Here is a 22,418-nt window from a genome sequence, read left to right as displayed (position 1 = left end):
TGACGTCAAACCCGACCTGTTTCTACCGTTTCCTGTTGTATTGCGTTTACCGTCCCGACTCACACGTGGAATCCGGCGACGAGCGCCTGCAGGCGAGCGGCCATCTCGGTGAGGGCCTTCGCGGACTGCTGGGTTTCGCTCGCGCCGTGCGCGGTCGACTGCGCGGCTCCTGCCACGCTCGAGACGTTGCGGGCGATTTCGCCCGCTCCGCGCGCCGCCTCGGAGATGTTGCGACCGATCTCGTTGGTGGTCGCCATCTGCTGCTCGACCGCCGAGGCGATCGTGTTCGATACGTCGTCGATCTGGCCGATTGCCGCGCTGATCTGCGCAATCGCCTCCACCGCGCCATGGGTCTCGCCCTGGATCGCCTCGATCTTGTGGCTGATCTCCTCGGTCGCCTTGGCGGTGGCCTTGGCGAGTTCCTTGACCTCGTTCGCCACGACCGCGAAGCCCTTGCCCGCGTCGCCCGCGCGCGCCGCTTCGATCGTCGCATTCAGGGCGAGCAGGTTGGTCTGCTCGGCAATCGACGTGATGACCTTGATGACGTTACCGATTTCCATCGAGCTGTCGCCGAGCTTCCTGACGGTGCCGTTGGTGGCATCAGCCACGCTGACGGCTCCCTTGGCCATCTTCGCGGCCTCGTTCGCGCTCTTCGCGATCTCACGGATCGAGGCGAGCATCTCCTCGGCGCTCGTGGCGACAACGGTGAGGTTCCTGGACACCTCTTCCGATGCGGCCGACACCACGTTGGTCTGCGTCGCGGTCTCCTCGGCGTTCGACGCCATCTGCTCGCTGATCGTCGTCAGTTCCTGTGACGAGCCGGCGAGGCGCTGGGCGTTCTGGCCGATCGACTGGATGGAGCCGCGAAGGTCCATCACCATCGTGTTGATCGAGGTCTTGATGGCCGCGTGGTCGCCGGTGTAGTCCCCCTCCACGTGCACGCTGAGATCCTGGTGCGCGACCCGATCGAGCACCGTCGCCGCCTCGTTGAGCGGATTGGTGACCGCGTCGAGCGTCCGATTGACCCCCTCGACAATCCGGCGGAAGTCACCGCCGTGCCCGTCCGGATTGGCGCGCGTCTTCAGGCGACCCGCGACGGCCGCGTCGACGAGTTCGTTCGCGTCGCGCACGAGAGCGTTGACGGCCTCGATGCAGGCGTTGAGGTTAACCTTGATCTCGTTGAAGTCGCCGCTGTACTGATCGGTGATCTTCTGCGGGATGTCGCCCTTGGAGATTCGGTCGACGTACTCGGCGGCGACGTTCAGCGGACCGATCACGGCGTCGAGCGTTGCATTCACACCCTCGATGGCGCGGCGGTAGTCGCCCTCGTGCCTGGAGGCATTCGCCCGCGCGGACAGCCGGCCCTCGACGGCCGCTTTCGACAGGTCGTTGGTGTCGGCCACGAGCGCCCGGATCGCCTCCATCATCCGGATGAACGACGGGACGATCTGGTCGTTCGCCGAGCGCCGCCCGGTGCCGCCGCCAATCGCCCGAACCTGTTCCAGTTGCGAGAGGTCTCCGCGGGCGATTCGCTCGACGGCCTCTTGCGTGCCGATTTGGCTCTCGAGCACCTCGTTGACGCCGCGGGCCACGGCGGCGAAGACGCCTTGATACGCGCCCGCCACGCGGACGGTGAAGTCGTTCAGCGTCATCAACTGCAGGACCTGGTTGGCCTCCTGCAAGGCCGACAGGCCCTCGATGCACGCATTCAGGTTCGTCATCAGCTCGCCGAAGTCACCGCGGTACTCGGCCACGACCTTCTCTGGGATGTCACCGCTCCCGATCCGCTTCACGTAATCGGCCGCGAGGGTGAGTGGCCCGATGACCGCGTCCAGCGTGGCATTCACGCCTTCGACGATGGTGCGAAACTCCCCGCCGTGCCGGGTGGCGTCGGCCCGCACCGACAACTCTCCCTGCACGGCCGCTGACGCCAGCCTGCGGACGTCGGCAATGAGCGCCTGCACGTTGTCGATGCACCCGTTGAGACTGGTCTTGAGGCCGTTGAAATCGCCCTTGTAGTCCTGAGTGATCCGATCCGGGATGTCGCCCTTCGAGATACGGCTCACGCAGCTGGCCGCGACCTCGAGCGGGTCGATGACCGTGTCGAGCGTGTCGTTGAACCCCTTGACGATGACCCGAAACGCACCCTGGTGGCGGGCCACGTCCGCCCGGACGTGGAGGTCACCATCGAGGGCGGCACCGGCCAGCGTCCTCACATCGCTGCGCATCTGTTCCAGCGCGGCGATGCACGCATTGACGCTCGTCTTGATTTCGTTGAAGTCGCCCGGGAACTCCCGGGTGATCGGCTCCGGAATGTCGCCCTTGCTGATCCGCTCGACGTACTCGGCCGCGACCGTCAGCGGACCCACCACGGCATCGAGCGTCTCGTTGATGCCGTGGACGACCTCGCGGAACGCGCCATGGAACCTGTCCGCGGGGCCCCGTGTCGCGAGGCGACCGGCGCGCGCCGCGTCGGTCAACACGCGCGTTTCGCCGATGACGCCGCGAATGCTGTCCCGCATCCGGAGCATCGCCTTCCCCAGCGTGTCGACGTCGGACCGGACCTCCACCTCGACGTCCAGGTTGCCGTCTGCGATCTGATCGGCTGCTTCGGTCTTCTGCTTCAGCGACGTCTGCAGCGTTCGCACCGATTGGAGAAGCACCCCGATCTCGTCGTTCCTGCCGACTTCGACCGTGTGCGTCACGTCACCCTGGGCGAGCCGCTCGATATGGACCACCGAGGCGGCCAACGGGCGCACCACCTGGCGCCTGATCAGCCACGCCAACAGCAGGAACGCGAAGATCACCGTCCCAGCGCCCATCAGTACCCCCATCCACCTCTGGCTGCTGATTTCGGCGGCCGCGTGCGCGGTCGATCGCCTGAGGCTGAATACCGCCAGCGGACGGCCGACGGCCGTGCTGTGGCACTGGGTGCACTTCTGGTCTGCGGCTATCGCACTGATGGTCCGGACGACTGGCTGCCCGTTGAACGTCTCGACGACCGACTGCCCCTGCAGCGTGGCCATGACCTGGCGCTCGGCCGCGTCCATTCGATCCTCGCTGCCGGCGCGGACTGCGTTGGTCGGCGTCACCCGCAAATCGACGATGTCGCCCCGCCCCTGCATCCGGCTGACGAGCGGCTTCACGTCGCTCACGCCTTCGCCCATCGAGAACTTCAGCGCGTCGGCGATGACGCTCTCCAGCACCTCGGCGTCCCTGGCGTCGTTGTCCGCAGTGGTCCGCGCGGTTCGCGTGACGAGCACGCCGACCATGCAGCCCAAGGTGACGATGAGCACTCCCGCGACGATGATGCCGACGGTTCTGGAAATCGACATGACATGCCTTCTGTCTGTTGCCCTGCCCCCGTCCTGTGTCGGCTCTCCGACCCGTTGATGTGTGTCAGGCGGCACTCGCCTGCGCCGCCTCCACCTTCCGGAACACCTGCCCGTCCGACACGACCTGCTCGAACAGGGGCTCGAGCTCCCCCGGCATTTTCTGGGTCTGCTCGGTGGCCATGAACCCACCCGGCGCCAGCGACGCATGGAACATGCGGATCACCTCGACCCGCTCGGCGGGCTGGAGGTGGAGCAGCACGTTCTTGCACAGAATGAGGTGATAACCCTCGCCGATCGGCTTCAGCGACAGCAGGTCGTGGCGCTGGAATCTCACGCAGTTCCTCACCCGCTGCACGATCTGGTAGCGCTTCGGCGCGACTTCGGAGAAGTACTTCTCGAGCAGCGGCTTCGGCAGGCGCTCGATCTCCTGCCAGTCGTACGTCCCGCTCTCGATGATGGGACCGAACAGCCCGCAGTCGTCCAGATCCGACGCGTCGATCCGGAGGTTGTTGAACGCGAAGTAGCCCAGCGATTCGGCCATAAGAATCGCCAGCGAGTACGGCTCCGGCCCCATCGCGCAGCCCGCATCCCAGATGCGGGCGCGGCTCCGGCCGCACAGGGTCGGACCGACGTGCTTCACGATGAGGTCGAGCACGTGCTGGTCGCGAAAGAAGAAGGTGAATGCCACGCCGCGCTCCGTTCTACTGCACGCGCTGCCGGCCAGCGGGGTACCCGGTTTCGATCGCCTTGTTCGTGTCCAGGACCAGGAGCAGCCGCTCCTTCATCTTGTACACGCCCGTCGTCAGATCCCTGATGCTCGGCGCCACGTTCTCCGGCACCGGCTCGAAATCCGACTGCTCGACGTCGAGCACGTCGCCGATCTCGTCCACCAGCAGGCTCACCGCCCCGTCTTCCGCACGGATGACCATGTTCATGGGCGTGCGACCCGACTCCCGGGCGCCAAGACCCAACCGACGCCGCACGTCGATCGCGGTCACGATCTGTCCGCGCAGGTTGATGAGGCCCTCGATCTGCTCGGGCGCCCGGGGCACGGGGGTCATTTCCTGGTAACGCAGGACTTCCTGCACGCGCAGCACTTCGACGCCGAACAGCAGGTTGTCGACGAAGAACGTGGCAAATTGCCGGTCGCCGGCTTCGGCGACGCCGCCGGCCGCGCGTGTCTGATCGATATCCGTCATGACCTAGCTCCTCTTGATCGCCATCGCGAGATCGGGTTCCACCGGCGGCACGTTGCCGCGCAGAATGGCTCGCAGGAGGCCCTCCCGATCCGAACGCAGGAGGTACTCGTCATAGTCGAGGTCAGCCCGTTCCCGTTTCACATCTGCGGCTCGCGCCGTCACGGCCAGCGCGCGGACCATGGCGAACGCCTCCTTCGACCGGAGCTGGCGGACGAGGTGCGCGGCGCCGGCGCGCGGCAACTCGACGGATGCCACCACGACGTTCACCCGTTCCTTCTCGAGCCGTGCCAGCGCTTCCTCCGGTGAGATCGCCTCGATGACCGTGTGGCCGGCGAGTTCCAGACTGTTCTTCGTGAGTGCCCGGGAGAACGGTGAGGCGTCCACGACCATGACCAGCGCGGCCCCTTCCTTCTGGGCCTCGTCGCCGAACCACTCGTCGTCGACCGAGCGGATCACCGAGACGAGGTCGAGGAAGTCGGTCACCTTCTTGCCGACCACGGCGACGCCTGCGAGTCCTTCACGTTCGGTGGACTGCCGGACGGTGATCGCCTCGTCGACGATGTCGACGACCTGGTCGACGATGAGACCGATGACATGATCCCGGTCGCTGAAGACGACGACCTGCACCGGATCCCGAAGGATCGTCACGTCCACGGGCCTGTTCTCGAGCAGCGCCGAGAGTTGGACGAGGTGGAGGATCTGGCCGCGGTACTGGATGACGAGGCGACCGCCCGCGTGCTCGATCTGCGCCAGCGGGAATTCCTCGAGCCGTGCGACCAGCGACAGCGGTACCGCCAGGCGCTCGAACGACCCGGACCGGAAGACCAGGTAGTTCTGCCGTCCAGCCGCCGCGTGCTCGTGGCGCTCGGCCTCCGAGTGCCCACGCTCCTGCGCGGCATTCAGCACGCCCGACATCTCCGCCAGGCCGTGCACGTCGAGAATCAGGGCCACGCGACCGTCGCCCATGATGGTGGCGCCGGCGTACGCGCTCAGCCCCTTCAACTGCTTCCCGAGCGGCTTGACGACAATCTCCTGCGTGTCATTGATCCGATCGACCACGAGGCCGAATTCGCGCCCGTCAGCCTGCAGGACGACGATGTTCACGATCTCGGCGTCGTGCGGCCCGGTACGGAGGCCGAGCATCGCGTCGAGATAGGCAATCGGCAGCAGCGTGCCGCGCCGGCGGTAGACCGGTGTTCCGTGGATGAGTTCAATCTGCTTCCTGCCGGAGGCGCCTTCCAGACGAACCAGTTCCTGGAGGCTGACCTGCGGAATCACGAAGCGCTCGGACCCACTGTTGACTACAAGTCCGGGAATGATGGCCAGCGTCAGCGGAATCTTGATCTTGACGGTCGTCCCCGCGCCGACGCGGGAGATGACGTCCACGCCGCCGCCGATCTTCTCGATGTTGGTCTTGACGACATCCATGCCGACGCCGCGTCCCGAGATGTTCGTGACCTTCTCGGCGGTGGAGAGACCGGGCAGGAAGACGAGGTTGACTGCTTCTCTGTCACTCATCCGCTCGGCCTGTTCCGGGCGGACCAGCCCCTTCTGGAGGGCCTTGTCCTTCAGCTTCTTCGGGTCGATGCCGCCGCCGTCGTCGGAAATCTCGATGTTGACATGGCCGCCCTCGTGGAAGGCCCGGAGCAGCAGCCGCCCCTCGGGGTTCTTCCCGGCCGGCACGCGACGCTCGGGCTTCTCGATCCCGTGATCGCAGCAGTTGCGGACGATGTGCGTGAGCGGATCCTTGATGGCCTCGATGATGCTCTTGTCGAGTTCGGTCTCGGCGCCGTCCATCTCGACGCGGATCTGCTTCTGGAGGCTGGACGCCATGTCGCGAACGACTCGCGGCAGCTTGTTCCACACCACGCCGATCGGCTGCATGCGCGTCTTCATGACGCCCTCCTGCAGCTGGGTGGTTATGAGATTCAAGCGCTGGGAGGTGGCGTTCAGGGCGGCTTCCTCGCGGCGCGAATTCACCTGGAGGATCTGGTTCCGGGCCAGCACGAGCTCGCCGACCAGGTTCATCAGCTTGTCGAGCAGCCCGACGTCCACGCGGATCGTGGAGTCGACCACGGACGTTCCTCGCTGCGCCGCCGCCACCTCGACTTCTGGCGTGGCAGCCTGGGCCGGCTCCGACGGAGCCGCCGCAGGCACGGGCTTGGCGGCCGCGGCCGGCGTCGCCACTGGCGTCGTCACCGGAGTCGGGGTTGCGGAGATCGCTGGTGCGGCATTCGGGGCCGCAGCAGTCCCGGGAGCCGGGATCGCAGGCTCGGGAGCCGGGGCCGCCGGCACGTCGCACGCCTGCTGCAAGCGCGCCCGGAGGTCGCCCCACTGGTCAGCGCCCTCCTTCTGCGTAGCCTCGATGTTCGCCAGGATGGTCTTGACGGCATCGACTGCTTCGAGAATGAGCGAGACGAGGGACGGCGTGAGCGCCCGCTCACCGCTGCGCAACTGGTTCAGGATGTTCTCGGCAACGTGCGTGACGCCCTCGAGCCGGTCGAAGCCGAGAAAGCCGCACGTCCCCTTGATGGTGTGGATGGTACGGAAGACGCTGCCGAGCAGCGCAAGGTCGTTCGGGCGCTGTTCGAGCGCCAACATCTCCTGCTCGAGCCGTGCCAGGTTCTCATTGCTCTCAATGAGGAATTCTTTGATGAGATCGAGAACCTCGTTGTCGTCCATCGTGTCCCCCTCACCCGAAAATCAGAAGCGGCCAATGGGTGATACTCAAAAGCCGCACCACTCCGCAAAGGCGTCCGGCCGGGGCGATCCACCGAATTCCTCAGTAACTCGACCGATCCCGCCCCGCGCGGCGCTGTCACCCGGTCGTCTTTCTGAGACCCCTGGCCGGAATTCCGACAGCCAGAGGCGGTCCTCGGGCTCGGAAACCAAGCAGCCATGAAATCGTCAGTCTGAGGAGGTTCTTGAATCGACTGTGTGCGGCGCGGTCTTCTCCGCACACGCCTGCCCCGTTTCGGGACGAGGCGGCGGCCGGCGAGGAAGGCTATCCGCCGCCCAGCTAGAATGGTGATAACTGCTGAGAAGAAAGGGGTTGGTGGCTAGTCAGCCTGCTCGCCGTCGAGGACTTCGCGCACTTTCCGCCCCAGCGTGTCTGGGGTGAACGGCTTGCCCAGAAATGCCACACCTGATTCGAGCACGCGCTGCTCGACGACCATGTGCTCGATATACCCCGACATATAGATCAACTTCGCTTTGGGCCGGAGGTTGGACGCGGCGTCTGCCACTTCCCACCCGCTCATCTGGGGCATCACCATGTCTGTGATGACCAGGTCGATCTGACCTTCGTGCTGTTGGCAGATCTCGATGGCGCGAGGTCCGTTCTGGGCCTCCAGCACGGTATAGCCATAGCGTCTGAGAATGTCGCGCAGCAGGTGGCGGACCGCGTCCTCGTCTTCCACCAGCAGGATCGTCTCCGACCCGTGGGGCGCCGACCGCATCTCGATCGCGGCGGGCGTCAAATCGGCCGTCTCTTCGATTCGTGGCAGGTAGATGCGGACGGTCGTGCCGCGCCCGACCTCACTCTCGACCCAGATGTAGCCGCCGCTCTGCTTGACGATGCCGTAGGTCGTGGACAGCCCCAGACCGGTACCCTTTCCCTGCTCCTTCGTCGTGAAGAACGGCTCGAACAGGTGCGACTGCGTCTCATCGTCCATTCCGCTCCCGGTATCGGTCACGGCCAGCATCACGTAGCGTCCTGGCTGCAAACCCAGATGCCGGCCCGCGAACGAGGTGTCGAGCTCGATGTTCGACGTCTCGATCGTCAGGATGCCACCTTGCGGCATGGCGTCGCGGCTGTTCACCGCGAGGTTCATGATCACCTGTTCGAGTTGGTTGGGATCGGCCTTGGTGCGCCAGAGCTCCGTCGCCGAGTGAAACACCAGCTCGACGTCTTCGCCGATCAACCGCTGCAACATCTTGTTCATGTTGCCGACGACCGAGTTCAGGTCGATCACCTTGGGCGCCAGGATCTGCCGGCGACTGAACGCCAGCAGTTGCTGTGTGAGGGCCGCCGCCCGGTCTGCCGACCGCTTGATGGCCTCGGCACCCTTCCGCAGCGGGTCATCGGCGGGCAACCCCATCAGCAGGCGCTCGCTGTACCCCGTGATGACCGTGAGGAGATTGTTGAAGTCATGGGCGACACCGCCAGCCAATCGCCCGACGGCTTCCATCTTCTGGGACTGCCGCAGCCTGGCCTCGAGATCCCGCCTCCCGCTGGTGTCCTGGCCGAAGGAGATGAACTCGGTGATCCGCCCCGATTCGTCGCGGACCGGCGTGATCGTCTCTTCCCAGCTGAACAGCGCGCCGCCCTGGCTGCGATTCGTCAACTCGCCACGCCAGACGCGCCCATCGAGGATGGTCTCCCACAGATCCTTGAAGACCCTCGAATCCTGGACGTCGGCGCGCAGCAGGCGTGGAGTACGGCCGAGCGCCTCGCCCGACGAATAGCCGGTCATGCGCTGCCAGGCGGGATTCACGTAGACGATCGTCCCGTCCCGCTTGGTCATCATGATGGCCTCGGCTGCCTGTGCAACGGCCGAGTGCAATCGCGCCCGCTCGGCCGCGGCGCGACGCCTGGCCGTCATGTCGCTGCACATCACCAGCAGGCCTTCCACGACACCCTGCTCGCTGAGAATGGTCGTCGTCGACGCGAGGACCCAGATTTCGGCGCCGCCCTTCCGACGCAGCCTCATCTCCACCGGCTCTCGTGGTCCTTCGCGCTCGGGGCCGATGCCCTGCCGGACCAGCTCGCGATCGTCATCGAACGCAAAATCCAGCAGGCTGCGGCCGACCATCTCCCCGGCCGGGTATCCCATGATGTCGGCCATGACGCGGTTGACGTATTCGGTCCGCCACGCTGCGTCGGTCACCCAGATGCCCTCGTTCGCCGTTTCGACGATGCGCCGGTATCGCGCCTCGCTCTCGCGCAGGGCCCGCTCTGCCTTCCGGCGGGCCGTGACGTCGGTGAACATCACGAGGGCGCCCCCGAACTGTCCCGTCTGGTCCAGGATGGGACTAGTCGACGCCAGCACCCACAGTTCGGAACCGTTCTGGCACCGGAGGCGAAAATCGAACTGGTTCTGAACGCCCCCCTTCCAGCCGTCGAGCACGCGAAGGGCGTGCTCCTGGTCCTGCTCGAACATGAATTCCAGAACTGGGTGGGTGATGACCGACTCGATGCTGTCGTAGCCGAGCATCTCCACCGCGCGGCGATTTACGTACGTGACCCTGCCCTCGGCATTCAGCGCACAGATACCCTCCGACGCGGTATCGAGGATATGCCTGTAGCCGGCCTCGCTGACGCGGAACACCTCCTCGACCTGTTCGCGGCTGATGGCCGCCCCGACCACATGGGCGACGAGTTCGAGGAACTGGACATCTTCACTGCTGTAGTCTCGTGGCTCGCGGCAGCCCACCGCCAGCACGCCGAATGACCGGTCTCCACCGTGAATCACCACTGCGGCACCAGAGGCCATCACAGGGTCTTGCCAGTCGGGCCAGACGAATCGCGAGGCTTCGTCCAACGTCGCGAAGACCATGGGGTGGTTCTCGATCAAGGCTGTGCCGACGCACGTCGTGGCGTCGCAGGCCACAGAAGCCTGATCGACCAACGACGGATCCCGACCGGCCGCCGCACGAAGGATGAGCGGGTTCGTCCCGCCCGGCGTTTCGTAGATCTCGGCAACGTCCGTCACGAGGGTCCGTGCGACGACACCAACGGCGTCTTCGAGGAGCGTCGAGGTATCGCTGCTTGCGAGTGCCAGCTGGCCGAGGCCGGCGACGGCCGCCTGCTGCCGGGCGATCCGGCGCAGCGTGCGTTCGCCCCGCTTGCGCTCGATGGCATAGCCCGCAGACCGTGCCAGCTGCTTCTCTCCGTCCGATCCCTTGACGATGTAGTCCTGTGCGCCCTCCTGCACCGCACGACGCGCCAGCACGCGGTCGTCGCGACCAGTGAGGACGATGATGGCCGTTTCCGGCGCGCGGTCGCGCACCGCGACAAAACTGTCGAAGCCGTCGCTATCGGGAAGGCCGAGATCGATCAGAATGAGATCGACGCGGGAGGGCGGCGTCAGGCACCGCAGGCCTTCCGCCAGGCTGCCGGCGATCAGCACCTTGCCCGGAGGATCTTCGCCCTTCTTCAATGACGCCCGGGCAAAGGCCGCGTAAACGGAGTCGTCTTCGACGATCAGGACGGTTGGACGTTCGGTGGTCATGCGCCTCTCGAAGGGACGCTCGCAGGAAACCACATCCGCCGCAACCCGTCAAGCGGCAGACCGGGAATCAGGCGACGAGCCCGGTCAGCGCGACCCGTACGCTCACCAGTTCCTGCCGGAGCCGATCGAAGAGGACCGAGGCCGCCTTCAGTTCGCCGCTGCGACCCGCGTCCTCGAGCGCCAGCGCAGCAGCGTGGGCACCGGGCGCGCAGAAGTTCCCGACGGACCCCTTCAGCGTGTGGGCGCTCCGGCGGAGCGCATCCGCATCCTTGCTGTCGACAGCCCGGGCGATCTGGTCGAGGAGGCCCGGTTCGTCCTCCAGGTAGAGTGCCACGAGCTCCTGCAGCAGTTCACGGTCACCCTCGAGCCTGTCCATGAGGGCTGCCACGTCGACTACCTGCTCAGTATCCGTCACGGCGTTCCCTCCACCGTTCAGTCTGCACCACCGCCCGACGGGGCCGCAGCGAGGCCCGCCGGGCGCCGGTCAGACTGCACGCAGCATGCGAGCAGCCGCTCGATGACGCTGCTATCCACCGCTTCGGGCAACGAGATGCCGTCGGTCTCAGCGGCAGGCATTCCGGCCCCGACGAGCACTAGATCGTACGGCATTCCAGCCTCGCACGCCTCCATCCTTGCCACCGACGCCGCCCACTCGGAATCGGCGAATGCAGCCGTCACCCCAAGGCCGTCGAAGAGGGAGGCCAGCACCACCCGCTCCTCCGCGCGGTCGTCGACCACGAGAACCCGAGCCGACCCAGTCTCGCACGCTCGCTCGCCGCCTGCCGAACTGACCGGCGATGCGGCGTGGAGGGGAAACGCCAGGACGGTGGCCACGATCCGTTCCCTGAGCCGCGTATGCGCGCTCGCCTCATCTTGCCATTGGCGCGTTCGTTGGTCCACGAGAAGCAGCAGGTCTCGCTCCCGGAGGCGCAGGCGCCAGAGATGCAGTCCCCAGGCCGCGGACACCAGGGCCAGGATGGCCGAAGCGGTCGCAACCGGATGGGCGAGCACGATGGTCATCCAGATATCGGTCATGGCTTCGCTGCCGCCGTGTGCTGCACGATGATCGAGACCCGGCGGTTCTTGGCGTTGAACGGATCGTCCGGTGTGCGAAGCTGGGTGTCGGCGCACCCTCGGACTCCCCTCACCTGCCCCGCATGCAGCCCGTTCTTCTCCATCACCCGCCGAGCCGTGTTGGCGCGGTCGGCCGAGAGCTCCCAGTTCGAGTATCCCTCGCCGCTCTGATAGGGCCGGCTGTCGGTGTGCCCCTCGAAGACGACGCCGTTCTGTACCTTCGAGAGTTCGCGCCCGATGGCCACCAGCACTTTCTCACCGGCGCTGTTCATCTTCGAACTGCCCGAATCGAAGAACCCGCCCTGCGGCGACTCGAGCAGTTCGATCCGGAGTCCTTCAGCCGTCATGTTGATCTCAATCTGGTCCTTCACGGCGTTCAGTTCCGGCAGAACGCCGAGCGCCTGACGGATCCGGGCGGCCGCCTGCTCGAGCTTCTCCGCGTCCGAGAACGCGGCCTCCTTCGCGACGTCTCCATTGCCCCCCTTCGGGTCGGGCAGGATGCCCTTCTCGCCGCCCGGCACCATGCTGCTCGATTTCTCGTAGTCGAAGAGCCCCGGATTGCGGAAATAGCCGGCGATGGCGGACTTGACCTGCGTGCTCTGCCCGAGTACCCACATCACGATGAAAAAGGCCATCATGGCTGTGACGAAGTCGGCGTACGCCACCTTCCATGCACCGCCGTGGTGGCCGCCGTGTCCATGGCTCTTCTTCTTGATGATGATAACGGGCTGGTTCTTCATGCGCGTCAGGCCGCGGCGGCCGCCTCCTTCTCAGGACGCGCCTTGCAGGCCTGCTCGGTCTCGTCGAACGTCGGCCGGGAGTCACCTGGAATCACCCGGCGGGCGAACTCGACCGCGATCGCCGGCGGGAAGCCCTTGTAGACCGCGAGAATGCCGGTCTTCATGCACTTCAGGTAGTGACCTTCCTCGGTCACGACATGCTCGAGTTTGCTCCCAAGCGGACCGACGAATCCGTAGCAGAGAAGGATGCCGAGGAAGGTGCCGACCAGCGCCGCGCCGACCTTCTCGCCGATCTCGGCCGGCGGGCCGTCAATCGACGCCATCGTGATCACGACGCCGAGCACGGCGGCGACGATGCCGAGGCCGGGCAACGAGTCGCCCACCTTGGTCAGCGTGGACGACGGCAGCATCGCCTCCTCCTGGTGCACATCGCAGTCCTCGTCCATGAGGCTCTCCAGGTCGTGCGGCGCAATGCCCCCGACGATGATCACCTTCACGGAATCGGCCAGGAAATCCACCGCATCCTGGCGGGCGAGGAAGCCGGGAAATTTCGCCATGATCGGGCTGTTGGGCGGGTCTTCGAAGTGCGACTCCAACGCCATGACACCGGCCTGCTGGATGACTTTGAACAGCTGGTACAACATCGACAGGAGGGAGATGTACTCCGCCTTCGAAGTGCCGGAGCCCATCGCGCCCTTGAGCTGGCGGAGCATGCCCATCAGCACCTTGGTCGGTGTGCTGATCAGCACGCTGCCCACGGCCGAGCCGCCGATGATCAACAACTCGGCTGGCTGGATGAGCGCGGGCACCTTGCCCCCCTCCCAGACGAAGCCAGCGACGACGCTCGCGAGGACGAGGATGGCACCAATGAGCATCAACATGCGAATCTCTCCCAGCAGGCCCGGACGGCCCCACGTGATCCCGGGCGGGTGGTGTCCCCCGCTCGAGATCAGTCCATGACACGGAAATCGTCAGGCCGGGCCGGAACTTGAGCGGATCCGCACAGCACCGCCCATTCACACGATGAGCTGACGCGGAACGACGGCGGTCAGGCGAGGGCGACGCCGGCGCCGTCGAGCGCCAGCGCCGCGCGCAGGGTCTTGATGGTCAACGGCTTGGTCAGCACGCGCGAGACACCCTGCGGCGGTGTCTGCTCGAGGTCCGCGGTCCACCCGGTGATCAGGATGACGCGAAGCCCCGGGTGCCGCGTCATCGCCTGCCTCGCGAGCTCGCGTCCGTCGAGATCCGGCATGCCGAGGTCGGTGAGCACGACGTCGTATTCCTCACGGCCGAGCGCGTCGAGCGCCAGCGCCCCGCTGGTTGCCGTCTCCACCCGATGGCCCAGCGCGGACACCATCTCCGACACCGCCTCGAGTACATCGTGCTGGTCGTCCACGAGCAGCACCCGCAGTTGTTCGCGTCGCACGGCGTTCTGGTCCTGGGGTTGCACGATCGGCGTCGCCCGGGTGGGCACGTCAACCGGCACGGGCAGACTGAGAGTGAAAGTGGTGCCGCTGCCCGGCCGGCTTTGCACGGCGATCGACCCGCCGTAGCGTTCGACCACGCTTCGGCTCACACTCAGGCCGAGCCCGACGTGCTCGCCGCCCTTCGTGCTGAAGAACGGCTCGAACAAATGCGGCAGAATCTCCGGAGCGACGCCGTCGCCCTCATCCAGGACCGAGAGCCGGACGCGGCCTTCCGACTCGACGGACCGGAGGGTAATCTGTCCGCCGGCCGGCATCGCATCGATCGCATTCGACACCAGGCACAGCAGCACCTCGCGCAGTTCCGACGGGACGATGCGAACGAGTGGCACCTGGTTCAGGTCCATCACCAGGTCGTGGCGCACGCCTCGTCGCCGTGCCTCCTCGTCGAGCCGTGTCCTGAGGAGGTCCGGCATGTGCCGCATCGCGTCCACGGGGTCGGTCGGCCCCGCGCTCTCGCCACCCGGCGCCACGCGCCCGAAGTCGTGCAGACGCTTGACCAGACCAGCAGCCTCGGTCGCTGAGGCCCGGATGCTGCTCATCTCCTGGCGCCCGGCGGCGTCCTCGGGGAGCGTGAACAGCAGCCAGTCGGTGAGACCCAGAATCGACGTCAGCGAGTTGTTGAACTTGTGAGCGATCCCCGATGCCAGATCGCCGAGCGCACGGACCCGCTGTCCCCGCGACAGCTCCTGCTGCGCGTCCCGCAACGAGAGTAGCGACTGCCGAAGATCCGAGTACAGTCGGGCATTCTTGACGGCGAGCCCCAGCTGAACGGCAAGGTTCTCGAGGAACCAGAGGTCCTCGGGCGAACACTGCCTGGCGTCGGGCCAGCCAATCACCAGCACCGGTTGAGGTCGGCCGGCGGCGACGATCGGCAGAACCGTGGCCGCCCGCAGGCCGTCCTCGATCAACGCTGCATCGAAGCGATACCCGGGATCGAGCAGGACCGACGTCGTGCCCCGCTCACCCATGACCTCCCCGCCGAAGCTCGCCTCGACGCCGTGCTTCAGGCCCGACGCGTGCCTGAGAGTGAGGGCCCGGCCGCCCGAGCAGCGAACGGCAAACGTCGGACCGCCCGGATCGCAGTTGGCAATCAGCGCGCACGCGTCCTGGAGCTGCTGCTCGGCCGTCTCGACGACGACACGGTAGATGGACTCGGCGTCCGATTCGAGCGTGAGCCGACGCGTCAGCTCGAGCAGCGCACTGCCCCTCTGGCTCAGCCGCATCTGCTCGGCCAGCAGCTGCTGCATTCGCTCGTTCGCCGTGCGAAGCGCGTCGAGCGCGGTCTGGCGCTGGACCTCCGCCTCCTTCCGCTCGGTGATATCGGTCGCTACCGTCACCACGCCGACGGTATGGCCCTCGGCGTTGCGCCACGGCGACCGGCGCACGAGCAGGTGCCGATGCCGTTTGCCGAGCGTCCACGTCGTCTCGTCCTCGAGCGTCTGACCCGAGATCTGGGCAATGTGCTCCCGCGCCGTGTGTTCGTCGGCAAGCTCGGGCGGGAACAGATCGCCGTCGCGCTTTCCGAGCACGTCCGCCGCCGAGACGCCGAGCGCCGCGAGGTAAGCGGCGTTCACGTCCACGTAGCGGCCCCAGATGTCCTTCACGAACACGTAGTCGCTGGTGGACTCGATGATGGTGCGCTGCCTGGTGGTGGTGGAGCCGTCCTCCGGAATCGCGCGCTGGCTGCGGGTGAGCTCCTGCTGAAGGACTGTGATGTCACGGCGCAGGGTTCGGACGAGGGGATGCTGTTCGGGGTCACCGGTGCCGGCTGCCGCCTGGCAGACGAGCTGTTCGCGGGCGAGGACGCTCCGCAGTTGCTCGGCGACGAGCGCAAGGAAGACCTCGATCCGCGAGCTGTTGAAGGGAGATCGCTGCCACCCCACGGCCAGCAGACCGAATGGGGTGCCGGCGGCGCCGATGGCCGCCGCGGTGGAGACAGCGGCGCCCCGCGCTGCAAACCAGCGTTCGAGGCCACCGTCACGCAGAACCCTGGCAAGCTCGCGGGCCGCACCGTCGGGAACCACGGAGCCGGAGGCGAAGACGTCTTCAGCCCGGCACGGACCGGAATCGGGCGGCAGCCACACCACGGCCGCGTCGGCCTCGAAGGCTTCGGTCAGACCCAGGCTCGCTGCCCGGCCGGCTTCCTTCCGGTCCGACAACTGACTGAGCCTGATGCCAAGCGACGCAACCGCCTCGAGATTCATCCGTCGGGTCCCCTTGCCGCTCGCGCCGCCTGACGTCCTGGCCTGCGGTCAGTTCCGTTCCGTGGCCGTACGCCGTTCGGAGAGCCGAAGCCATGCGCGAACCACGTTCGGATCGAACTGCCTCCCCGAGAATTGCGCCAGTTCAGCGTTCGCCCGTTCGACCGAGACGGGATCGCGGTACACGCGCGAGCACGTCAACGCGTCGAACGCATCGGCAACCGACGTGATTCGGGCCCCGAGTGGAATCTGATCCCCTTTCAACCCGTCGGGATACCCGGTGCCGTTCAGCCACTCATGTGAGGCCAGGACGATCCCAGCCGCTGTTCGCAGAAATGGCACGGACATGAGGATGTCGTGGCCGACCTTGGGATGGGTTCGGATGATGCCGACTTCTTCTTCGCTCAGCGCGCCGGCCTTGTGAATGAGCGAATCGGGCATCGCGACTTTTCCGATGTCGTGCAGCATCGCGCCCCGCTCGATGTCGGCGAGCAGAGACGCGCTGACGCCCATCGACTGGGCCAGCACGACCGCCGATTCGGCCACTCGCTTGGCGTGCGCGAAGGCGTCCGGGTTCCGCATGTTGAAGGCCGCGAGCAGGGCCTCGAGGGCGCCGGCGGTCGTGAGTTCCACCTCGGCGAACGCCTCGGACAGTTCCGCGCTCCGACGTTCGATTTCCCGCTCGAGCCGCTCTCGTTCGGCCCGCTCCCGCGCCGTGGCCTCGCACCACTGGACCGCCCGGTTGACCGCGTCCACCAGTTCCTGCCGCGAGAACGGCTTCAGGAGGTAGTCGAGCACGCCAAGACGCATGCCCTCGACGGCGGCGTCGAAGCTCTGCGCGCCGGTGGCCATGATGATCGCAAGATCGTCCCGGGACTCGCGCAGGCGCCTGGCCAGCCAGACGCCACTCTCTCCAGGCATCCGCAGATCCAAGAGCGCGACGTCGGTCTTCTCGCGCTCGGCCACCGACAAGGCCTCCGCGGCATTTCCCGCACTGACACACGTATGACCGGCCACCCGAAGCCACTCACTGAACAGGTCCCGAATGGAGGCTTCGTCATCAACCACCAGGATGTGCGCACCCATCTATCCCTCGCACCTTGGCCGGCGGACCACAAGACGTCTTGATGCCCGCGAGGAGGTTATCCGGTCGTACGAGGCGGTTGCCTGGTACGTCACCGTGATAATCGGCAATCCTCCCCTAAACTTCAACCCGCTCCCGCCGATTACGGAGATAGGTACTAGGCCGCCGGAGGGCGACGACATGCATCTCGTGCTGGTGGACGACGAACCGGTGATTCTGGATCTGCTGGCCGCCGCCTGTGCGGCCGACCGCCACTCGGTCGAGACGTTTATCTGTTCCCACGAAGCCCTGCAGTATCTGTCAGCCCATCCCGCGGACATCCTCGTCACCGACATCGTGATGCCGCCGCCGGACGGATTCCGCCTGGTCAGCGCGGCCACGAAGCTGCAGCCCGACCTCACGGCGATCCTCATGACCGGCTACTCCTCGCAGTATTCGCTCGAGGACGTGCTGGCGTGCGGCGCGACCGACCTGCTGTTCAAGCCGCTCCATTTGCAGGAGTTCCGGGCGCGCGTTCGTCTCGCCGAGGAGCGCGTGAAGCTGCCGCGAGCCGAGTGTCGTTTCAAGGCTCCCCTACTGCCCGTGGTCCGCGTGGATGAGGACGAATCCTCCCCGGAAGCCGAGGCTCGACGGGCGCTCAGGGCGGTACTGCAGCGGGCCGGCTGATAAGAACGACGCCCCTGCCAACACCCAACCCCGGTCTCGTTCCGCCTCACGCGAGTCCTGCCCACGCGTCAAACCCCGGCAGACGCCGGATGGGTCCGAGCATCGCGGTAGCCCGTTCCCAGTGACCGGGCGCCACGCTCGTTCTGTCCGACATCCACGCCGTGAACTCGCGAAGCCAGTCCCACGCCGGCGCCGTCATCGTCGACGGCCGGCCCTCCTTCTCGAGCATCCGGCTGGCCAGCGCCGCACGTCCGTTGCGCACATGATGTGCCACGCGCACGACGAGCGGGTCTTCCCCGGTCAGGGCAAGCCGACAGGTCTCCAGCCACCGCCCGGCGACGACCTCATAGCTGAACCGCGCCTCTGCTCCGCGCTTTGCCGCGGTGCTCAGCGCCTCCCAGCGGTCGCGGTGGCGGAGAAGACCGACGATCTCTTCGATGAAGCGGTCGCGAAATCCGGTGTCTGCACGAGGATCGCCGGGTATACAAATTCCCCCCGCGCCCACCGTCTCCGGCAGCGCGCCCAGCGTTGACGTCACGACCGGGCAACCGGCTGCCTGCGCCTCGGCAACCGTCACACAGAACGTCTCGGGCCACACGTTCGGATATGCGAGAAGTCTGGCCCGCCGGTATTCACGGGCGAGCCCGGGCTGCGCCACGGAACCGAGCAGTTCGACGCCGGGCTGGCACGCCTTCTCGTAGAGGTGGCCGTACAACTGCCGGTCCTCGGCCTCGGCCATGCCATAGACGCGCATGCTGCTGAACACCCGCAATTCCGCCTCCGGGCACGACTCCCGGATGCGGGGAAACCAGTCCAGCAGGAGCTCGAGGCCGCGAAACGGCGTGCTGGCATAGACGAGCCGCGACTTCCGGTCGGCCAGCGGCTCGTCGGGAATCATCATCGGCGCGAACCCGAGGCCGATGCGAACCGTACGCCAGACCGGCAGCCCGGCGGCGCTGCAGAAAGCCTCGACCTGCCACTGGCTGCCGAACGCGAAGAGATCGATCGACTCGCGGTTGGCTGCCTCGGCCAGTCCCTTCGCAGCGGGTTGGTCTGGCGCGTCACCCGTCCAGAGAATCTGCAGGGGCGCGAAGCGGGTCGCCCCAATCAGCGACCAGTCGCGTATCGCGACCAGAACGTCGGGCGGATCGAGCACGGCGTCCGCTCTGGCGTCGGTCCAGGATCGATACTCAACCCCTTCCACCGACACGGGCTCGCAGGTCGTGTTGTAGACGCGGACGTCCTGTCCGAGCGCCACCAGCGCCTCGGTGAGGTAGACGACAGCGCTCTCCGTCCCGCCGAGCGGCCGCTCGCGGGGCGTACGGCCGTCGTACGGAATGCTCTTGGGCTGACAGAACCAGATGGAGAGCGGTCGGACGGTCCCTTCGACGTGCAACGGCGGCCGGACCGGGGCAGTCTCGCGAGACTGGAGCTTCCGATGGGCCGTGCGCAGAGCACTCGATTCGGGGCGGAATCTGAGAGCCGTCGCGAGCGGCCCGCGCGCAGCTCCGGCGTCGCCGGTCGAGAGATGGATCGACGCCAACAGGGTGGCCGCATGATACGTCGGAGTGGCCCCCAGGCTGGTTTCGAGCCGCTCGACCGCACGCGCGAGATCGCGACGGCACCAGGCGACCATGCCTTCGAGCGCCAGTCGGTCCGCCACCGAGAGCACGCTGCCGGCGTGTGCCAGCATCGCCTCGGCTTCATCCAGAGACCCTCCCTGGATGAGTGCCCGAATCTCCGCACCGCGGTCGGCAGGATCGTCGCTCATGTTCCGGGCGAGGATTCAGGTTGCACCGTGGGCCACACGGTCGCGAGGTCGAAGTTGCTCTTCACGTGACTGCAGACGAGCGTGCCATCGCAGTAGATCTGGAGACCCGCCCGGCGCACCCGCTGACAGAACCAGACGTCCTCGCCAACGTCCCCGCCGTCTGCGTCTTCCTGCCAGTAGAACCAGGGAAACCCGATCTTCTCGAACGCCTCCCGGCGCACCAGGACACAACCGAGGCCGCAGTGCTTCACGGGAAACGTCGACTGGGGGCATCGGTCAGGCCAGGTCTCGTCATGGATCCCCATCACACTCGAGACGGGCCGGCCTGTGCGCGAGAGCGGATAGACGCCGGTTGCCACGGGCCGGTCGATCGCAAGGAGCTTCGCCAGCGCACCCGGCGGCGGCACGACGTCGTCGTGAATCATGAAGAAGTGGGTGCAGCCGCTCTTGAGGAAATTCCGCACCATCCGATTGCGAACGACGTGGACGGGCTGCCCCACCTGCAGTGCCAGCCCCGTGCCCAGCTCCGTTGCGAGTTGCTGGGCATAGATGATGGACTGAATCCACGGAAAGCCGCGAGTGGGCATCCCGACGAGCACTCGTGTTGTGTCCGCCATAGCTATTGTCAACCCGCCGGAGATTCGATGACGGTTGTCTTCTCGCCCAGCTCGTGAGCCTCCGCGTCGTGCAGCCTGCGGAGCGCGGGCGGCATGGCCGCGCGCGGCTGTTCGACGATGCGTTTGTAGGCCGCCGGCCAGCAGGGATGCACGTCCTCCATGGACCTGTTGGCGTCCCAGCCGAGCCACACGTTCTCGTACCAGCCCGGTACGACGTCGAGCTTGTGCGTGAACGTGTCGATCTTGCGTCGTATCAACTCGTCGGACCTGGCGTAGCTCATGTGGTGAAAGGCCACTGATTCGATCGGGAGCGTCACCTGGGTATCCGCCACCCCCTCGCGACCGTGGAAGAACCGGCCGGCACCGACGCGCATGAAGACGATGGACCGATACGGTTCGGGTGGATCGACACGGTACCGAAACGACTTCCAGTAGGTGTAGCAGCCTGCCCGCCAAATCCCGATCTGCGGATGCTGGCGCGCGAGATCCATCGCCTGACCGAGGACCTCGGGATCCCAGATCTCATCGGCGTCGAGCACGAAGCAGTAGTCGATGTCGGCCTCGCGCAGACGCCGCATCGCTTCGTTGCGTTGGTGGCACTCGTCCCGCCAGCTGCCGGCAACGATTCGGAACTTCCCCTCCGGATCGGGTAGCGCTTGAATGCGGTCGAGCATCGGGGACTGATCAGTCGGTTCTCCGTACCAGGGCCGGTCGCTCACCAAGAACCAGATCGAATCGCAGAGGTTGTAGATGGGCTCGATTGTGAGGGGCAGCCAGGAATCGTCCTCGTAGACCAGGCAGACGGCGCCAAAGCGCGCGTGCTGTTGGCGTTCGATGAAGCTATCGAGCGACGGGTTGGCCAGGAGGAACTCGACGACCGGCTTGTAGTCGCGATGCTCGATGGCTGCGGCGAGGCGGCTCTCCGACAGGAACAGGTTCCAGTCCCTCCCGACGTACGCGTACGTCAGCGCCGATCCCCACTTCGCCTTGAACACGTTCGTTTCCGCGGCGCCCTTGTCGGCAGCCCGCGCCGACGCCTCGCGGGCGGAGGACACGTCATTCAGCCGCAGCACGTACGATGCCGTAGCCAGCTCGCACGGGAATCCGGCCAGGCAGGCCCGAAGCGCGTAGTCGGCATCCTGAGTCGAACCAGAGCGGAACCGAGTGTCCGGCTCACCGACGGCTTCCCGAACGGCGACAGGTATCTTGATGCAGAAGAACGCCGGCGCGCTCGACCGCTGGTAGTCGGCGTGAGTACGGTGATGCTCGGAGACCAGCGCCGCCAGCTCGACTTCATGTCCGCGCAGATCGTCGATCGACATCGTCGGCCGCAGCCAGGCGTGCTCCGACTCGTACGACACGTCGACATTCGACACCGCCGAGACGAGGCCAGGTCTGTCGACCAGGAGTGGTTCGAACCATCCCGAGGTGAACACGACGTTATTGTCGAGAAGAAACAGGTCAGCGTGCAGATCCCTTGCTGCGGCGAAGGCGGTTGCGACACCGGCTGGTCGGCCCTTCGTGCGACCGACGACCTTGAGCCTGTCGGCCGGAGTGCCGGGTGGAACGACGAAGTCGCCCGAGCAGTCGAGCACAATGAACGCACCGATCTGCTCGGGTGCGGTATGACTGAAGAAAGACTTGAGCGCGACCGCGGTATGGCCACGGGTCGCCGACGTCGTCATCATCGCGAAGACGTTCACGCTGTTCCTCAATCAAGACACGTGCCACGCCCGGCCGGTATCCGCCGTGCAACCAGGCCGCCAAGAGGACCGGATTCCGCCGGGGACCGTTCGCTTCGGGCCGGAATCCCAGGCAGATCGCGGGTTCCGCCGGGCAAACCCATCCGTGCCACGACAGGTCCCCGTGGGTGAGCCGACTGGAGTGTCGGAGAACCGACCGGGTTATCCCTGAGCCGCCAGGAGACGTCATCCACGATTCCAGCGGGTGCGGGGGATTCACGGCATCGGAATCTGGCGGGAGTTCTGCGGAATCCAGTTGTCGCAGGGCG

General features: G+C 66.3%; 15 protein-coding genes. 1 reads left to right on the top strand and 14 read right to left on the bottom strand.

Annotation, left to right across the window (positions count from 1 at the left end):
* Positions 1-59 precede the first annotated feature (59 nt).
* From VGK32_05945 to VGK32_05895, 11 genes are all read right to left on the bottom strand, one after another.
* Entirely contained in the window at positions 60-3,335 is a 3,276-nt protein-coding gene (locus tag VGK32_05945) for a methyl-accepting chemotaxis protein (protein HEY3381291.1), read from the bottom strand.
* Positions 3,336-3,399: 64 nt separating this feature from the next.
* Positions 3,400-4,023 carry a CheR family methyltransferase gene (locus tag VGK32_05940; GenBank protein HEY3381290.1) on the bottom strand — a complete coding sequence of 208 codons (624 nt, stop codon included), beginning with the start codon at positions 4,021-4,023 and terminating at the stop codon, positions 3,400-3,402.
* A 13-nt stretch (positions 4,024-4,036) separates the two neighbouring features.
* Positions 4,037-4,534 carry a chemotaxis protein CheW gene (locus VGK32_05935; protein ID HEY3381289.1) on the bottom strand — a complete coding sequence of 166 codons (498 nt, stop codon included), beginning with the start codon at positions 4,532-4,534 and terminating at the stop codon, positions 4,037-4,039.
* A gap of 3 nt (positions 4,535-4,537) precedes the next feature.
* Positions 4,538-7,216, bottom strand: a complete 2,679-nt coding sequence (locus VGK32_05930; GenBank protein ID HEY3381288.1) for a chemotaxis protein CheW — start codon at positions 7,214-7,216, stop codon at positions 4,538-4,540.
* A gap of 377 nt (positions 7,217-7,593) precedes the next feature.
* A complete protein-coding gene (locus VGK32_05925; GenBank protein HEY3381287.1) occupies positions 7,594-10,767 on the bottom strand; it encodes a PAS domain S-box protein in 3,174 nt (1,057 codons plus the stop codon).
* Between the two features lie 67 nt (positions 10,768-10,834).
* Complete coding sequence (locus VGK32_05920) at positions 10,835-11,182, bottom strand: Hpt domain-containing protein (protein HEY3381286.1); 348 nt, start codon at positions 11,180-11,182, stop codon at positions 10,835-10,837.
* A gap of 17 nt (positions 11,183-11,199) precedes the next feature.
* A complete protein-coding gene (locus tag VGK32_05915; GenBank protein HEY3381285.1) occupies positions 11,200-11,802 on the bottom strand; it encodes a response regulator in 603 nt (200 codons plus the stop codon).
* The gene (locus VGK32_05910) at positions 11,799-12,581 is read right to left on the bottom strand and encodes a flagellar motor protein MotB (GenBank protein ID HEY3381284.1); all 783 of its coding nucleotides are present in this window, start codon (positions 12,579-12,581) and stop codon (positions 11,799-11,801) included. The genes VGK32_05915 and VGK32_05910 overlap by 4 nt, the downstream gene beginning before the upstream one ends.
* A 5-nt stretch (positions 12,582-12,586) precedes the next feature.
* Positions 12,587-13,462, bottom strand: a complete 876-nt coding sequence (gene motA, locus VGK32_05905) for a flagellar motor stator protein MotA (protein ID HEY3381283.1) — start codon at positions 13,460-13,462, stop codon at positions 12,587-12,589.
* A gap of 167 nt (positions 13,463-13,629) precedes the next feature.
* On the bottom strand, positions 13,630-16,272 hold the full coding sequence (locus tag VGK32_05900) for an ATP-binding protein (GenBank protein HEY3381282.1): 2,643 nt from the start codon (positions 16,270-16,272) through the stop codon (positions 13,630-13,632).
* A 48-nt stretch (positions 16,273-16,320) separates the two neighbouring features.
* The gene (locus VGK32_05895; protein ID HEY3381281.1) at positions 16,321-17,355 is read right to left on the bottom strand and encodes an HD domain-containing phosphohydrolase; all 1,035 of its coding nucleotides are present in this window, start codon (positions 17,353-17,355) and stop codon (positions 16,321-16,323) included.
* Between the two features lie 178 nt (positions 17,356-17,533).
* Here VGK32_05895 and VGK32_05890 point away from each other — a divergent pair, with 178 nt between their 5' ends.
* Positions 17,534-18,019 carry a response regulator gene (locus VGK32_05890; protein HEY3381280.1) on the top strand — a complete coding sequence of 162 codons (486 nt, stop codon included), beginning with the start codon at positions 17,534-17,536 and terminating at the stop codon, positions 18,017-18,019.
* 46 nt (positions 18,020-18,065) lie between these two features.
* Here the strand turns inward: VGK32_05890 and VGK32_05885 are convergent, their stop codons facing one another.
* From VGK32_05885 to VGK32_05875, 3 genes are read right to left on the bottom strand one after another with little or no spacing between them, the layout of a single operon-like run.
* Positions 18,066-19,790: a glycosyltransferase gene (locus VGK32_05885; GenBank protein ID HEY3381279.1), complete on the bottom strand. Its 1,725-nt coding sequence runs from the start codon at positions 19,788-19,790 to the stop codon at positions 18,066-18,068.
* Positions 19,787-20,407 (bottom strand): hypothetical protein, encoded by a 621-nt coding sequence (locus VGK32_05880; protein ID HEY3381278.1) that lies wholly within the window; start codon positions 20,405-20,407, stop codon positions 19,787-19,789. The genes VGK32_05885 and VGK32_05880 overlap by 4 nt, the downstream gene beginning before the upstream one ends.
* Before the next feature lie 8 nt (positions 20,408-20,415).
* Positions 20,416-22,110 (bottom strand): hypothetical protein, encoded by a 1,695-nt coding sequence (locus VGK32_05875; protein ID HEY3381277.1) that lies wholly within the window; start codon positions 22,108-22,110, stop codon positions 20,416-20,418.
* Positions 22,111-22,418 lie beyond the last annotated feature (308 nt).

Source organism: Vicinamibacterales bacterium, assembly GCA_036504215.1.
In the GTDB taxonomy this organism is placed as follows: domain Bacteria; phylum Acidobacteriota; class Vicinamibacteria; order Vicinamibacterales; family Fen-181; genus FEN-299.
Note: the sequence above shows the minus strand (reverse complement) of the source record. Positions and strands in the feature narration are given on the sequence as shown.

Bases quoted from the DNA above. Each gene is read 5' to 3' on its own strand.
- VGK32_05945 (HEY3381291.1), bottom strand. From the start codon at position 3,335: ATGTCGATTTCCAGAACCGTCGGCATCATCGTCGCGGGAGTGCTCATC.
- VGK32_05935 (HEY3381289.1), bottom strand. From the start codon at position 4,534: ATGACGGATATCGATCAGACACGCGCGGCCGGCGGCGTCGCCGAAGCC.
- VGK32_05890 (HEY3381280.1), top strand. From the start codon at position 17,534: ATGCATCTCGTGCTGGTGGACGACGAACCGGTGATTCTGGATCTGCTG.
- VGK32_05915 (HEY3381285.1), bottom strand. From the start codon at position 11,802: ATGACCGATATCTGGATGACCATCGTGCTCGCCCATCCGGTTGCGACC.
- VGK32_05930 (HEY3381288.1), bottom strand. From the start codon at position 7,216: ATGGACGACAACGAGGTTCTCGATCTCATCAAAGAATTCCTCATTGAG.
- VGK32_05885 (HEY3381279.1), bottom strand. From the start codon at position 19,790: ATGAGCGACGATCCTGCCGACCGCGGTGCGGAGATTCGGGCACTCATC.
- VGK32_05900 (HEY3381282.1), bottom strand. From the start codon at position 16,272: ATGAATCTCGAGGCGGTTGCGTCGCTTGGCATCAGGCTCAGTCAGTTG.
- VGK32_05895 (HEY3381281.1), bottom strand. From the start codon at position 17,355: ATGGGTGCGCACATCCTGGTGGTTGATGACGAAGCCTCCATTCGGGAC.
- motA (HEY3381283.1), bottom strand. From the start codon at position 13,462: ATGTTGATGCTCATTGGTGCCATCCTCGTCCTCGCGAGCGTCGTCGCT.
- VGK32_05910 (HEY3381284.1), bottom strand. From the start codon at position 12,581: ATGAAGAACCAGCCCGTTATCATCATCAAGAAGAAGAGCCATGGACAC.
- VGK32_05880 (HEY3381278.1), bottom strand. From the start codon at position 20,407: ATGGCGGACACAACACGAGTGCTCGTCGGGATGCCCACTCGCGGCTTT.
- VGK32_05925 (HEY3381287.1), bottom strand. From the start codon at position 10,767: ATGACCACCGAACGTCCAACCGTCCTGATCGTCGAAGACGACTCCGTT.